This window comes from Alkalinema pantanalense CENA528, from assembly GCF_050753345.1.
In the GTDB taxonomy this organism is placed as follows: domain Bacteria; phylum Cyanobacteriota; class Cyanobacteriia; order Leptolyngbyales; family Leptolyngbyaceae; genus Alkalinema; species Alkalinema pantanalense.
Genome location: NZ_JBLZFX010000045.1, coordinates 1 through 14,782, shown reverse-complemented (window position 1 = coordinate 14,782; position 14,782 = coordinate 1). Strand labels below are relative to the sequence as shown.

10 protein-coding genes and 1 CRISPR repeat array (1 of these 11 cut by a window edge) are annotated in these 14,782 nt (G+C 51.3%); of the genes, 8 read left to right on the top strand and 2 right to left on the bottom strand.

All coding sequences use genetic code 11. The features are described 5' to 3' along the window. Window positions 1-2,933: a CRISPR direct-repeat array (repeat unit 37 nt; unit sequence GTTTTCCGTTGGCTCAAACCAGCGGCTCCATTGAAGC); it reaches 9,537 nt to the left of the window's first position. A gap of 458 nt (window positions 2,934-3,391) precedes the next feature. The 3 genes from ACN4EG_RS15490 (at window position 3,392) to ACN4EG_RS15480 (ending at window position 6,173) form a co-directional block, all read left to right on the top strand. Beyond that, window positions 3,392-4,186, top strand: coding sequence for a WecB/TagA/CpsF family glycosyltransferase (locus tag ACN4EG_RS15490; protein WP_431630724.1), 795 nt, complete (start codon window positions 3,392-3,394; stop codon window positions 4,184-4,186). A gap of 30 nt (window positions 4,187-4,216) precedes the next feature. Next, window positions 4,217-5,038: a cell division ATP-binding protein FtsE gene (gene ftsE / locus ACN4EG_RS15485; protein WP_431630723.1), complete on the top strand. Its 822-nt coding sequence runs from the start codon at window positions 4,217-4,219 to the stop codon at window positions 5,036-5,038. 232 nt (window positions 5,039-5,270) lie between these two features. Continuing rightward, window positions 5,271-6,173 (top strand): glycoside hydrolase family 19 protein, encoded by a 903-nt coding sequence (locus ACN4EG_RS15480; RefSeq protein WP_431630720.1) that lies wholly within the window; start codon window positions 5,271-5,273, stop codon window positions 6,171-6,173. Window positions 6,174-6,551: 378 nt separating this feature from the next. Here ACN4EG_RS15480 and ACN4EG_RS15475 read toward each other — a convergent pair whose 3' ends face one another. Next, window positions 6,552-7,097 (bottom strand): late competence development ComFB family protein, encoded by a 546-nt coding sequence (locus tag ACN4EG_RS15475; protein WP_431630718.1) that lies wholly within the window; start codon window positions 7,095-7,097, stop codon window positions 6,552-6,554. Window positions 7,098-7,604: 507 nt separating this feature from the next. On the opposite strand from ACN4EG_RS15475, the gene ACN4EG_RS15470 reads away from it, so the two are divergent. From ACN4EG_RS15470 to ACN4EG_RS15460, 3 genes are all read left to right on the top strand, one after another. Further along, window positions 7,605-9,878, top strand: coding sequence for a cation:proton antiporter domain-containing protein (locus tag ACN4EG_RS15470; RefSeq protein ID WP_431630717.1), 2,274 nt, complete (start codon window positions 7,605-7,607; stop codon window positions 9,876-9,878). An 84-nt stretch (window positions 9,879-9,962) separates the two neighbouring features. Next, window positions 9,963-11,255: an AAA family ATPase gene (locus ACN4EG_RS15465; RefSeq protein ID WP_431630716.1), complete on the top strand. Its 1,293-nt coding sequence runs from the start codon at window positions 9,963-9,965 to the stop codon at window positions 11,253-11,255. A gap of 7 nt (window positions 11,256-11,262) precedes the next feature. After that, window positions 11,263-11,700 (top strand): hypothetical protein, encoded by a 438-nt coding sequence (locus tag ACN4EG_RS15460; protein ID WP_431630715.1) that lies wholly within the window; start codon window positions 11,263-11,265, stop codon window positions 11,698-11,700. Window positions 11,701-11,781: 81 nt separating this feature from the next. On the opposite strand, the gene ACN4EG_RS15455 is transcribed toward ACN4EG_RS15460, so the two are convergent. Beyond that, window positions 11,782-12,309, bottom strand: a complete 528-nt coding sequence (locus ACN4EG_RS15455; protein WP_431630714.1) for a DUF4870 domain-containing protein — start codon at window positions 12,307-12,309, stop codon at window positions 11,782-11,784. Window positions 12,310-12,443: 134 nt separating this feature from the next. On the opposite strand from ACN4EG_RS15455, the gene ACN4EG_RS15450 reads away from it, so the two are divergent. Next, complete coding sequence (locus tag ACN4EG_RS15450) at window positions 12,444-13,937, top strand: DEAD/DEAH box helicase (protein ID WP_431630713.1); 1,494 nt, start codon at window positions 12,444-12,446, stop codon at window positions 13,935-13,937. A 233-nt stretch (window positions 13,938-14,170) separates the two neighbouring features. Next, window positions 14,171-14,782 (top strand): hypothetical protein (locus tag ACN4EG_RS15445; protein ID WP_431630754.1); only part of this gene is annotated, 612 nt, incomplete at its 3' end.

The following is a 14,782-nucleotide window of genomic DNA, read 5'->3' as shown; positions in this document are numbered from 1 at the left end:
ATCAATGGCTTTCGTTTTCCGTTGGCTCAAACCAGCGGCTCCATTGAAGCGATTTCACTCAAGGGGTGGCTAGTGGGTCAGCAATGCTGGCGTTTTCCGTTGGCTCAAACCAGCGGCTCCATTGAAGCGTAGAACTACTGACTGAGGAGTACGGCGAGGGCGCGATCGCGTTTTCCGTTGGCTCAAACCAGCGGCTCCATTGAAGCGATCTTGGTAGGACGGGGTAAAGAATTCCATCGGGTTCGAAGTTTTCCGTTGGCTCAAACCAGCGGCTCCATTGAAGCAGCGAACTAACGGACACTAACCCGCACTATCCCGGTTTTCCGTTGGCTCAAACCAGCGGCTCCATTGAAGCGATTAGGTTTCCCGCTAAAGTATGTGGAGCCGTTGGTTTTCCGTTGGCTCAAACCAGCGGCTCCATTGAAGCTCGTAATCCAATCGATCGCGCGATCGACTGGAACAAGGGTGTTTTCCGTTGGCTCAAACCAGCGGCTCCATTGAAGCTGATGATCTAGATCTGGCAACTCAAGAATAGTCTGGTTTTCCGTTGGCTCAAACCAGCGGCTCCATTGAAGCGAAGGGCATTGAACAACTCATTGCAGACTACGCGGGCGTTTTCCGTTGGCTCAAACCAGCGGCTCCATTGAAGCAAATCTAGCCTGATCCGCTCCTCTATCAGAATCTCAGTTTTCCGTTGGCTCAAACCAGCGGCTCCATTGAAGCAGTTGCTACCCTTTGTAATGAACAACGCCTAAAAAGTTTTCCGTTGGCTCAAACCAGCGGCTCCATTGAAGCCTGCCTCAATAGCACCATTGATTAACAGGATTTGAGGCACGTTTTCCGTTGGCTCAAACCAGCGGCTCCATTGAAGCAGTGACGCCTCAGTAAAAGTAACGCCATCCAAGCGTTTTCCGTTGGCTCAAACCAGCGGCTCCATTGAAGCAACATATGCTTACGTGGAAAATCGATCTCCCATTAGGTTTTCCGTTGGCTCAAACCAGCGGCTCCATTGAAGCATCCAGGAGGGCACTGAAGATTTCTGCGAGGCTGAATCGTTTTCCGTTGGCTCAAACCAGCGGCTCCATTGAAGCCCCCTTCAAGGGAATCGGTAAACTGTACTACACCCGTTTTCCGTTGGCTCAAACCAGCGGCTCCATTGAAGCTCAATAATGGATAAAGCGGAACTGTATCAGAGGGTTGGCAGTTTTCCGTTGGCTCAAACCAGCGGCTCCATTGAAGCGATCGTGAACGATTAAGGTGATTTTCAAGGAAGCTCGATCGTTTTCCGTTGGCTCAAACCAGCGGCTCCATTGAAGCCCCGATGGAGGCTTGTTGGGCTGGGGAATCCAGCGTTTTCCGTTGGCTCAAACCAGCGGCTCCATTGAAGCCTCTCATCAACGGTGAAGGCTTTATAGTTGTCCTCGCCGGTTTTCCGTTGGCTCAAACCAGCGGCTCCATTGAAGCATCTAACGCACTGATAGCTAACGATAAATAAACCTCCATGTTTTCCGTTGGCTCAAACCAGCGGCTCCATTGAAGCCCTCCGAAGGCATGGAACAGCATGGCCACGCCCAAGGGTGTTTTCCGTTGGCTCAAACCAGCGGCTCCATTGAAGCCATGTATTAATCTGACCATTAACACCACTCTCCCAGTTTTCCGTTGGCTCAAACCAGCGGCTCCATTGAAGCCAAAGGATTTCTAGCGACGGATCAGAAGTTGATACAGTTTTCCGTTGGCTCAAACCAGCGGCTCCATTGAAGCCAATTTATTATTCTAAGAGTGGATCTAATGTAAGACGTTTTCCGTTGGCTCAAACCAGCGGCTCCATTGAAGCGTAAACGTCCCTAACTCACTGGTAAGTAATTCCTGTTTTCCGTTGGCTCAAACCAGCGGCTCCATTGAAGCTACATTTCTTTCACCCAAAAACTGCTTTATTACTTCGTTTTCCGTTGGCTCAAACCAGCGGCTCCATTGAAGCCGACCTTGATGTAGCCGCTACGCACAGCCCAATCACGTTTTCCGTTGGCTCAAACCAGCGGCTCCATTGAAGCGTTTTCGTCTGATTTGGAATTCACTTTAACTTTGGTTTTCCGTTGGCTCAAACCAGCGGCTCCATTGAAGCCCGTTGGGCTATCCCGTTGGTATTCAGCTCCTTTGTTTTCCGTTGGCTCAAACCAGCGGCTCCATTGAAGCTATAACTTCGGAGCTGGCACGCTCTATGTCGATTGTTTTCCGTTGGCTCAAACCAGCGGCTCCATTGAAGCGAGTTTGGACTGAGCGGAGCGGTTAGCGGCTTGGTTTTCCGTTGGCTCAAACCAGCGGCTCCATTGAAGCATCGTCCCAGGCGACGGCTCCTACCGCTTACTCGCGTTTTCCGTTGGCTCAAACCAGCGGCTCCATTGAAGCAGCGTACCACCGCGCTGCTGTCGCGATCCCACCGATGTTTTCCGTTGGCTCAAACCAGCGGCTCCATTGAAGCTTGGCTCTCCGCAATGCCCGACCTCAATTCCCCCGTAGAAATCAGGTTTTCCGTTGGCTCAAACCAGCGGCTCCATTGAAGCTTGGCTCTCCTCTCACCCTGAATGCCAACCGCATTACAGGGTTTTCCGTTGGCTCAAACCAGCGGCTCCATTGAAGCAGGGCGTGCTCGGTCAACACCATCCCCACTTGTTGTTTTCCGTTGGCTCAAACCAGCGGCTCCATTGAAGCATTGATGATCTCAGAAATCGAGCAAGCGTTAGCCGATCGTTTTCCGTTGGCTCAAACCAGCGGCTCCATTGAAGCGCGGTCGGGGCGGTTGTTGTCGGGCGGCGCTGAGGCCGTTGTTTTCCGTTGGCTCAAACCAGCGGCTCCATTGAAGGCGGTATGTGCAGTCCGTGGCGATTCGGGTACAGGAGTTTTCCGTTGGCTCAAACCAGCGGCTCCATTGAAGGCTTTGGCACGCTCCTAGCAATTCACCGTAACAAACTTAGCTTTACATAATGACTTGAATAAACAAATGGATAACTACACAAATAATGCTCAAAGCAACGCACTATTTAAAATCAGTGAAAGACAAGCCAACTGCTTTATCAGCACTCTCGAAACTTCAGTAAAAATCTGATAACAGAAGAATTCAAGATGAACTAGATCAAACTCATTGAGTCAAGCTTATCCAGTTGTCTAGTCCAAAGAGAGCCCCAAAAATCCCCCGCCTAGAGAACTCCATGAAAATCCCATAACAAGCGTTTTTTTGGCGACGGCCTAGGTTACAATGCATTGCCTGGATGGTCGATTTTCGACTAAGGATTATTACCTAGTCGATGAATCATCCGGAATCCAGATCCACTGCTGGAACACTCATTCGATTACCCACGTTCAATTCCCACGGAATCATTGTAGAGGTGTGGCAATGGTTGCAGCCGATCCGCATATGTCCAACTCCCCCCAACAAAAGCACCCCGATCGCTTTTCTGTGCTCGGATTGCCCGTGCATCTCCTACCCAACTACGCCAACTGGCTGGCCGATCGCCTGCGCCATCGCCAAGGCTGCCATGTCGTGACGCTAAACGCAGAAATGACCATGCAGGCCGAGCAGAATTCGACCTTGGCAAAAATCATTCATCAAGCAGATTTGGTCATTCCCGATGGGGCAGGCATTGTCCTATACCTCAAGCTCTATGGCAAAACCACCCAGCGCTGCCCCGGCATTGAACTCGCGGCAACCCTCCTGCGCCATGCAGCCGTCTCTGGCGATCCAGTCTTTTTCTATGGCGGTGCCCCTGCGGTAGCGGAACAGGCCGCAATCACCTGGCAACACCAACTGCCCGGACTCCAGATCGCAGGCAGCCAGCATGGCTACCTCCAGGGAGAAGAAATGGCCGCATTCCGGGAACAATTACGATCGCTACAACCGCGAATCATCTACGTCGGGCTAGGCGTACCGCGTCAGGAACTGTGGATTGCAGAACACCGTCACCTCTGTCCAGAGGCTATTTGGATTGGCGTAGGCGGCAGCTTTGACATTTGGGCAGGCACCAAGGATCGCGCCCCAGCATGGCTACGGGACAATCACCTAGAGTGGGTGTATCGCCTGTATCAGGAACCCTGGCGTTGGAAGCGGATGTTAGCATTACCGCAGTTTGCTTGGCGATCGCTGGTGTACCGAATGACCGGACGCAACCCCGTCAGCCATGAATTGCGATAGGAACTATATCAGATAAGGAGTTGGTCACGTATGGCGCAGAGTTTGGTGAATCCCCAGGGCAGTCCTGCGAACCCGATCGCGGAGGCAGCGCGAGGACATTCACCACACCCACCCACCCACCCACCCACTGGGGAATCGTGCCAAAGCCCTACGGAAGCATCTGTTACCCCGCAAGCAGCACGAGAAACCATTATTCAACTGCGGAACGTTGGTAAAACCTATCGCAATGGTAGCCAAGCCCTCATGGGGATCAACTTGGATATCAAAAAAGGGGATTTCTACTTGGTAACGGGGCCGTCAGGATCGGGGAAATCCACGCTGCTAAAACTACTGTATGGGGAAGAACGGGCCAGCATCGGTAATGTTCAAGTCGATGGCTGTGATTTGAATACGCTGCGGGGCGATCGCTTGGCAAGGCTGCGGCGACGCATTGGCGTGGTTTTCCAGGACTACAAGCTGATTTCCCGACGGACCGTCGCAGAAAATGTGGCCTTTGTACTGTGGGCCCAGGGCTATGGCCGTGCGGAGGTGGAACGGCGGTTACACCCTGCACTGAAGATGGTAGGACTCCAGCATAAGGCTCAATCGTTTCCCGAAGAACTATCCGGAGGCGAACAACAAAGGGTTAGCATTGCCCGCGCGATCGTCGGAACACCGCCGATTTTGCTGGCAGATGAGCCAACGGGTAACCTCGATCCCGATAACTCCCAACAGATTTTAAATATCCTGAAGCGGCTCAACCAAATTGGCATCACGATTCTGGTCACGACCCACGATGAAAGCCTGATTCGATCGGCGGATTTACCTATCCTACAAGTGCGCAATGGTCAGCTTTCCCTGCTGCAAACTTAGGGAGTTGCGAAGAAATAACTGCCCCGATTCATCTATCCACTGCCCCATCTAGCCATCCACCTGGGATGTGAGTTGTCTACCGTTCCCTGAGGGCCCCAGTATCACCAACGCAGCATCCTTTGCGGAAGACGTTCCCGAGCAAGTGAAGTAATGCTACGGATGTCGAAGACCTTTTATTTTTTCGACAACATTGGAAGAAAGCTCTATTAAACTTGATCGATCTAACGGAACTATGCCCTCTGCGACTCAGCTTAAAATTTGGCGGAAACAGGCTGCAGATAAAATTTCCAGTTTGCTGACTCAAACTGAAACGACCGAACTGGTCACTGGCGATTTTAAGGCCGATGAACTGTTGCGGGTACTCAATAATCTGCCCAAGCGTCCAGCCAACCGACCTCCCTATGCCGGAACTTTTCCAAATCTCGCCTTAACCGATGCTCGCCGCAAAGCTGCCGATCTACTGAAGCAACGGATTGTCGCCATCCCTGGAGAGACGCCGCAAACCCAGGATGGGCTAGTGGACGATACCCTGCGGGTGTTGTTGCGAGCCAACGATCGCCCAGAGGGTAAATCCCCCTATGCCGAATTTTTCCCAGAAGTGGCGATTCCCCCCGTGTCGATCGACAACTTACTGGACATTGCACCCTATGCTGATCCTGCGCAGGTTCGGTTGCTCCATCCCCACCTGTTGCAGACAATGGTGACCTATGAGATCAATACACCATTGCGCCAAGCTCATTTTCTAGCCCAAGTGGCCCACGAATCCGGGTCTTTCAACTACCTGGAAGAACTAGCTTCTGGAGAGGACTATGAAGGTCGGACAGACTTAGGCAATGTGCAGGAAGGCGATGGCGTTCGCTTTAAGGGGCGGGGATTAATTCAAGTGACGGGTCGCCATAACTACCGTCGCTGTGGAGAGGATTTAGGCATTGATCTTTTGGCGAATCCGACTCGGTTGGCGGATCCCGATTTGGCTTGTTTGAGTGCAGGGTGGTTCTGGGACCGGGAACGCCTCAATAGCTTGGCCGACGAGGATGACCTCGATAACGTTACGCTGACTATTAACGGCGGCTATAACGGCTATGACGAGCGCCGGGACTTCCTAGAAGTAGCAAAGCAGGTCTTGCAGGTATAGTCCGAGACTCACCCGCAATTGACCCAGGAAAATTGACCCAGGAAAATTGAGACAATTTGCTAATAATCAACCCCTCGGAGCAAGTACGTGCGCTCCAAGGGGTTAACTGTTATAAACAGCCAAGCAGAATAGCCCGCAGACAATGAAGTTGTCCTAACCCCAAAATTGATCCACTGCAATTTCGATCGCCTACGGTTGCAACGACCCTACTGGCCGCCTTGATCTGCCTTGACCATTAGATTTCAATCTATAGAACTAACCGTTAATCTATAAATTTAATCTATCAACTTACTTCGCCAATTTGACGCTTACTGAGTTCACTTGACTAAGCTAACTTGGCTGAGCGAACCTTTCCTACCTAGCCCCTGCTTGGCTGGCCTATCTAGCCCCAGCTTCAAAAGTGGGAGCATAGGCTTGCAACAGAGAACTCACTTGGGTCAGGATCTCATCCTTGTTGTTGTTCTTCCCGATCGCCTGCCGCTCGGGGAAGAATTCAGGACGATCCAGGTTCTTGGCAATGGCTTCATTGACACACTGTGCGATCAGAGGAGATAAGTCCTCCTTCGCCTTTGAGCGTTGGTATGTGGCCCCTTCTTCCGTGGTGGCATAGAGTGGGGGGAGTCGGTTGAGAGCATAGGCCGCAATATCCCCGAGGTCGAGGGTGCGTTCGCTCGTGGCCTCAATTTCGGCCACGCGGGCGATCGCTTCTGTCAGCACCAACTCTTCCATGACATTGATGAACTGCTTCCGGGGAACGGCCACGACTTCTCCAGTCAAAAGGGCACCCATCAGACGATCGAGGGACATATATTCCTCGATCGAAAGTTCTGAGGCCGTATCACAGATCCGTCCGACTTCCGCTTCCATGGCGGGAGTCAGATAACCATCCTGCAAGGCTTGTTCGACGATCTTCTCAATACTCATAGCGCTTTCCACTGGCTTGATCGTGGCGTGTTGAGATGGGTTTTATCCATCATGCCCCAGAATTGAGGTCTAGCAACACCCATTATGCACCACACAATTTATATATGTTTTCCCCTCAGTTGTATCAGGGAAATTAAGGATTCTCCAAGGAATCTCTCACTTTTTTTTCAGGGTGTGATGAATAGCCATCCTTTACGAAGTTCCATCCCCCCTTGTCGAGGATGGCAGTCACAGTAAATACCTAGAGGTTGGCCTAGGATTAGCCCTGTATTTTTTAATACCTCACATTAAATTTGGAATTTGGAGCCCAAAGGCTACCGAACGTTGAGAATAGAAGGCTAGGAGAGGCAAAAGCGTTCAGTCTCGATCGGCCTAAAACCCGTTAAGCATGACGATTTGGCAAGCACGATCGGGGAATCCGACCGATCGATCCCCTAGGAAGCCATGGGCCTGTAGTATCCTGAAAGTTAATCAACTGTAATATTTCTTCTCATCTGAGAGCAGCTTGTGCAGGAAGACTTTCGACTAATTGTGGATTTAGTGACCGTCCTAGCGGCGGCGGCGGCGGGGGGGTTGCTAGCAGCATTGCTGCGACAGCCTGTTTTGCTGGGCTATCTTCTAGCAGGCATCATCGTAGGGCCAACGGGGTTAGGGCTAATTAAAGAACTGGTGCAGGTCGAAACCTTGGCACAGTTTGGAGCAGCCTTTTTGCTGTTTGCCCTGGGAGTAGAGTTTTCCTTCTCAGAATTGCAGAAGGTCAAGTGGATCAGTCTAGGTGGGGGCGGTTTGCAGATTGCCCTGACGATTTTGGTCACCACGGGGGCTTCGTTGCTGATGGGCTGGGTGACTTCGCCGCCCCAGGGGGTGTTTCTCGGGGCGATTTTGTCGCTGTCTTCCACGGCGGTGGTGCTGAAGTCGTTGATGGAGCGCAATGAGACCGGGACAGCCCACGGGCAGGTAATGCTCGGCATTCTGGTGGTGCAGGATTTGGCCTTGGGGTTGATGCTGGCGGTGCTGCCAGCGCTGGATAAGCCTGCGGAGGAAATTGGACTAGCGATAGGCTGGGCCTTGGTACAGACTGGGTTGTTTGCGCTGGGGGCAGTGGCCGCCGGGATTTGGGTGATTCCGCGCCTGCTGCGCCTGCTGGCCAAAACGGAGAGTCGAGAACTGTTTCTGCTGGGTGTGGTCGTACTGTGCTTGGGGATTGCGCTGCTGACGGAACAGTTGGGCCTGTCGATCGAGATGGGGGCATTTGTGGCGGGGTTGATGATCTCTGAGGTGGAGTATGCCGATCAAACCCTGACCTATGTGGAGCCGATCCGGGATATTTTTGCGTCGTTGTTTTTTGCCTCGATCGGGATGCTGATCGACCCAGTGTTTTTGTGGAATAACCTGGAGCTGATTCTGGGGCTGGTGGCGTTGGTTCTGGTGGGGAAGTTCCTGATTGTGACGCCGCTGGTCAAGGTTTTTGGCTATGACTTGAAGACGGCGTTGATCAGTGGTTTAGGGCTGGCCCAAATTGGGGAATTTTCCTTCGTCTTGGCGAGTGAGGGGCAGGCGCTGGGGCTCGTATCGCGGCGGGTGTATTTGTTGATTTTAGGTACAACGGCGGTGACGTTGGTGGTGACGCCGTTTATCCTGCGGGCGGTGCCTCAGTTGTTTGCCTGGGCGGAGGCGATACCGGGGCTAGCAAAGTATTTGCTAAAGGCCGATGGGCCCATGGAAAACTCCGATGACCTGCCTCAAAAAAGCCATGTGGTGATCTGTGGCTATGGCTGGACAGGGCGCAATTTAGTGAAGCTATTGCAGCAGCAAAATTGCCCGGTGGTGGTGGTGGAGCAGTCTGAAAGCCGAATTCAGCAGTTGCGAGAGATGGGGATTCCCTACATTTACGGCAATGCAGCAAGTTTACATGTCCTGGAGAAGGCAGGGGTGTCAGAGGCACGCAGTATGGCGATCGCATTGCCGGATCCAATGAGTACACGGTTGGCGTTAAAGCGGACGTTGGAGATTGCGCCGGATTTGGATGTGGTAGTGCGGGCCAACCAACCGAAGGATATTGAGATGCTGTATCAACTGGGAGCACGGGAGGTGGTGCAACCGGAGTTTGAGGCAAGTTTAGAAATTTCGGCACACCTGTGGACGGGGATGGGCGTGACGAGCAGTTTAGTTCAAAGTCGGATCCAGACAATTCGCAATGCGCGGTATTTGGAGTTTCGGCCTTTGCTGTCGTCGGATGAAGTATCACGGGAGCTAAAAGCAGCAACAAGTGATTTGAATAACAAGTGGTATCACATGCCGGATGATTCGCCGCTCTTAGGGATGACGTTGCAAGAAACGGATGTGTGGCGGCTGACGGGGGTAACGTTGATGGCGATCCGGCGGGCAGGCGGCATAGAAATCGATTATCCAACAGGGGAAGTGACGTTGGAGCAGGGCGATCGGGTCTTGTTGGTGGGCGACGTGGAGGAGATGAAGGCGTTTGAGGCATTGGTGAGGGGGGAGGCCGCGATTCCGTCCCAGGGCAATTCCTGCCAGTGGTTGCGAGTACCGGAGAAAAGTCCGATCGCGGGGCTGTGTATTGATGAGTTGGCGTTGGAGGGGGTACAGATTCAGGCGATTCGGCGGGAGGGTAAATTTTTCCAGGGGCCAGTGGGCACAGTGGACGTGCTAGAGGGCGATCGATTGTTGTTGTGTGGGACGCTAGCAGCGTTGAGCCTTGCACAGGCAAAGATTGCACCGGAGCTGAGTTTTCCGCTGAGTTCGTCGATCGTGGGTTAAGGTTGGGGTTTCCGTCAGAATGCTAGGATCGGTGGGGACACTAGCATTCTTGGATGGAATCCTTGCCGTGCCTAGGTTGAGGTTATGACTGAAAGATTACTCGTTAGAAATTTTGCAGGTATTCAGAACCTAGAGATTGAGGTGAAGCGAATCAATGTTCTGATTGGCCCCCAGGCAAGTGGTAAGAGCATTTGTGCAAAATTGCTGTTTTACTTCAAGCGGTTGATTGAGCAGTATTTCTTGGCCGCCGAAATTAATCAGACTCAGGAAGAGGTTGATGCTCATTATCGGGGAGTATTTGAGGCGTATTTTCCGCCGGAGTCTTGGGGAAAAGAGGCATTTTATATTCGGTATGAAATCTCACCTATTTTTATCGAAATTAATGGTTGTCAGTTTGGGGAAGAGACTTTTTCCCTGAAGTATTCAGACGTTTTTTCAGCGGGGTTTACGGCTCTAAGGAAGACGGTGGATCGAGCAGCAGAACGTGTAAATAGTCAACTGCCTTCTGAGGTGTTAGAGGTTTGGGCAAGACCGGCACTGAATCGTTCGTTTTTAAAGCGCTCTTGGTTAGGCTCTCTACCTAAAGTCATTGGTGAAGAAGTTGGGTTTTCTCAGCTTTTGATTCCAGCGGGGCGAGCGTTTTTTGCTATTTTGCAGGTTAATATTTTTTCTTTTTTGTCAAGCAATAACTCGCTAGACCCGTTTTTGCGGGAGTTTGGGGCAATCTATGAAAACCTTAAGGATGCCCGCCTCGGGGAGAGGGGCAGAGCGGAAGGAGACAATGCTGAGATTGAAGCAGAGATTCGGCGGTTGATTGAGGCGTCGCTGTGTGGAAAGCATGTGCGTGAACGGCAGAAGGATTTTTTTGAAAGTGAGGATGGGCGGCGGATTAATGTGGCGAATTCGTCCTCTGGGCAGCAGGAAACTTTGCCGCTGACGATCGTGTTGGCGGCGTTGCCCGCTATGGCGACGGCAAAGTCGGGGCAGACGGTGTACATTGAGGAGCCGGAAGCGCATTTGTTCCCTAGGGCGCAGCGCAGCATTGTTGAGTTGATTGCGACGGTGTTTAATTACCGCAGGAATTATCTGCAATTTTTTATTACGACCCATAGTCCCTACGTGCTGACGGCGTTGAATAATTTGCTGCAAGCAGGGATCCTCTATGGTGAGGCAGAGGGAGAGATGGAGCGGCAGTTGGCACAAGTGGTGCCGCGCTATAAGGCTTTAGTACAGGGGGATTTGGCGGCCTATGTGGTGGAAAATGGGACGGCGAGGAGTATCATTTCTGCGGAGACGGGGTTGATCGATGCGGCGGTGATTGATTCAGTATCGAATGAGTTGGCGATCGAATTCGATCGGTTGTTAGATCTGGTTTAAGCGCAGTATGAAAAATATTCCAGATCGCTGTCAGGAATTGACCCAGGATAAGCGCATTGTTTTTAGGGAAAAGAGAAGTCAGATCACGTTTATTAATACGGCTCAGGTTGAGATTCTGAAAATTAAGGTGGATGGGTGCGTAGTGTGTGATAGTAAGACACTGCGCTGTGATTTTGCGTTGCTGCCCGATCGGGAGGTGGAAATTTATGTGGAACTGAAGGGGAATGATGTGGCCCATGCAGTGGAACAGTTGAAAAGTACGATCGGTCTAATTTCCGAAGATCCGAAGCGCTTCAGGAAGCTCTGTTTTGTGATTTCGACGCGGGTGCCTCGGCAGGGGACAGATATTCAGAATTGGCAGGTGGCATTTAAGAAGCAGTTTAATGCCAAGCTCCAGATTAAGAGTGGTCAGGCGGAGTTTGATTTGGGGCAGGATCGGGGGTAGATTTTTGGGATTTTTGGGATACCGACTCTACAACCTGTGGGACAGTGGCGACTTTAAGTAGGATAGAACCCTTAAAACCAGTCATCGAATAAATGGAATGGCGAATGGATAGCGGGTCAATTTCCCCCGCCAAGCTCGCACCATCCCAATCACACTAAACATCCCATTCCAAAATGCTAAAACTCCAATCACTAGCGGGATCAGCCAACTGGCCCAATCCCGATCGGTCTCCACCGTTCCCGCGCGATCGTAGCCTGCTACCAATCCTAAAATCAGTAGTAAATACAGCAAGCTTGACAACTGAAAATTAAATGCTGATTGACTACTTCGATGAATCAACCCATGAAATTTCCGGCAACCGGCCCAAATCATCAATGGCAGCGATAAACAGAATATTTGGGAGAATGCAACTCCTGCCGCAAGCCAAACTGTTACCGCAAAACTGGGTGAATGGCCTCCATCCGTAGCTAACGATAAACTTGCCATAAACATAATTTGGGTCAATTGCCAGTGCGCTGCCAGCGCCACCAACCCAATCGCCAATGGCATCCAAAGCAACGTTACTCCATGGCACAGTAGGGCACGGAGCCGAATTGTTCGATCGGGCATTTCACACAGCATTCCGCAATAGACTCCTAGAAACGATCAAGCACACCCAGGATCAGCTTTTCCCAATTAGGAGAGGGGGGTTGAGAGAATAGGCCAAGCCGCTATAATGCCAGAGGATGCTCTCCGGCTGCGATATGCCTCGGATTCCTAATTTAACCTACGATCGGGGAACCTTGATTCTCCATCCACCGCCTCGGGGCAAAGCCTGGGTGGAATTTGCCACCTGGGACGATCGCATTGAGAAATTTCGGATTCCGGCCATGCAGTACCGTGACTTAATCCTAGCGCTGCGCCGTGAAGGGACGGAAATTAATGACCATGCCCGTGCCTATCAAGAACTAGACCTATTACCCAGTTTTCAGCGATCGCCCTATCCCCACCAAACCGAAGCCCTAGAAGCTTGGAAAACCCAGGGCAAAGCGGGAGTTGTGGTACTCCCCACCGCAGCAGGCAAAACGTATTTGGCCCAAATGGCTATGGAAGCGACCCAACGCAGCACGCTGATCATGGTGCCGACGCTCGATTTGATGCATCAATGGTATGCCCATTTGTTAGCGGCCTTTCCCGACGTAGAAATTGGTCTATTGGGAGGGGGTTCCCGAGATCGCACACCTATCCTCGTCTCCACCTACGACAGCGCCGCCATCCACGCAGAAACCTTGGGCAATCAATACGCCCTGCTGATTTTTGATGAATGCCACCACTTACCGACCGATTTCAGTCGAGTCGTAGCCGAATATTCGATCGCGCCCTTTCGGTTAGGACTGTCAGCTACACCAGAACGCAGCGACGGCAAACACGAAGATTTGAAAATTCTCGTGGGAGAAGAAGTCTATCGCAAAACTGCTGAGGAATTGTCTGGGACAACGCTGGCGAATTATGAACTGGTGCAAATTCGAGTGACCCTTTCCCAAAAAGAACGCGATCGCTACGATGAATTAATGCAAATCCGTAATGAATTTCTCCAACAATCTAAAATTATTCTCGGCAGTTTGCAGGGCTGGCAACGCTTTGTCCAAGCCAGTGCCCGATCGAAGGCTGGACGTCGCGCTATGTTGGCCCATCGGGAAGCGAGGTCGATCTCCTTTGGAACCGAAGGTAAGCTCCGGGTCTTGGGCGATTTACTTGCCAACCATTCCCCCGATCGCACTTTAATTTTTACCGACGATAATGCCACGGTTTATCGCATTTCCCAGGACTTTTTAATTCCGGCGATTACCCACCAAACCCCGGTGAAGGAACGCCATGATATTTTGCAGAAATTCAAAGCTGGGGACTATCGTACCTTGGTGGCGTCGCGGGTATTGAATGAAGGGGTCGATGTGCCAGAAGCCAGTGTGGCGATCGTGCTCTCCGGGACGGGGTCAACGCGGGAACACATTCAGCGCCTGGGTCGAATTTTGCGCAAGGGGAATGATCCCACGAAGATAGCCACACTGTATGAAGTGATTGCCGAAGATACTAGTGAGGAAGGCGTGTCTAAGCGGCGCTATAGCGATGGGGATGCGGTGAAGAAACCCACGCAGCTGAAGGCTGTTCCTGACAAATCGCTACCGGGTAAGTCCAAGTATCCTAATGCCCGTCCCCGTGTGCCTAAAGCCGCTGAATCCCTTGGGGATTGGGATTAATGTCAAGTGCGTTACATCAATTGGCTACCGCTCTAGGGGTTTAGGATACTTTCTCAGGGGCTGAAAGCTGGAAAGATCGTGCAATGGCATAAGTCCTGAAAATTTCCTAAAAATAGCGATAAGTTGTTGAAATCTTGTTTTTTTAGGTTCCTCAGCAAGATGGAGAACTCGAGTAGATTGTTCCTCAGGAGCCAAGATGCGGTAATTTGGTAACACCTGTTTCTGGCCTTCCCATGCAGCAACTTCATCATTCTTTGAGTCTCACACCCCAGGGTCACAAGGAGGTTGAACGACAGCTTAGACAAAAACAGTGGACGATCTATCAATTAGCCGAAGCGGCATCGGTGAATGTTGCGATCGCTAATCGGTTTCAAGCGGAAAAGCAGATAGACTATGGCAGCTTTGTAAGTTTATGCACAGTGCTGAATATTCAGTGGGAATCTGTAACTGAGCGAACTCATCCGTCGCCTCTGCGTTTATCCCCATCTGGTACTCAGCAACGAGGTGATTTAGATGCAAGCCTATCCACTGGCATAACATTTTCGTTTTCAAGAATTCAGCAACACTGTCGCGATAAAATCTTGTCGCAATACAGCAAAATTCGCTTACTCAATCAGACCCTGATTGATATCGATCAACTGTATGTTGATGTTTATTTATTAGAAACTCCTACCCGATCGAAGGATTCCCAATCTTTAGGGCGCTGGAGTATCCGGCAATCTAGTGGACTGTCAGTTTTCAATTTGTGGATAGAGGCGCTTCAGTCGAATCCGAGCATCGGCAGTAGTAAACTGCCAATCTACTGCCTTTTGCAATTGATTACGTTCAGTGTACCAAGCCTGGGT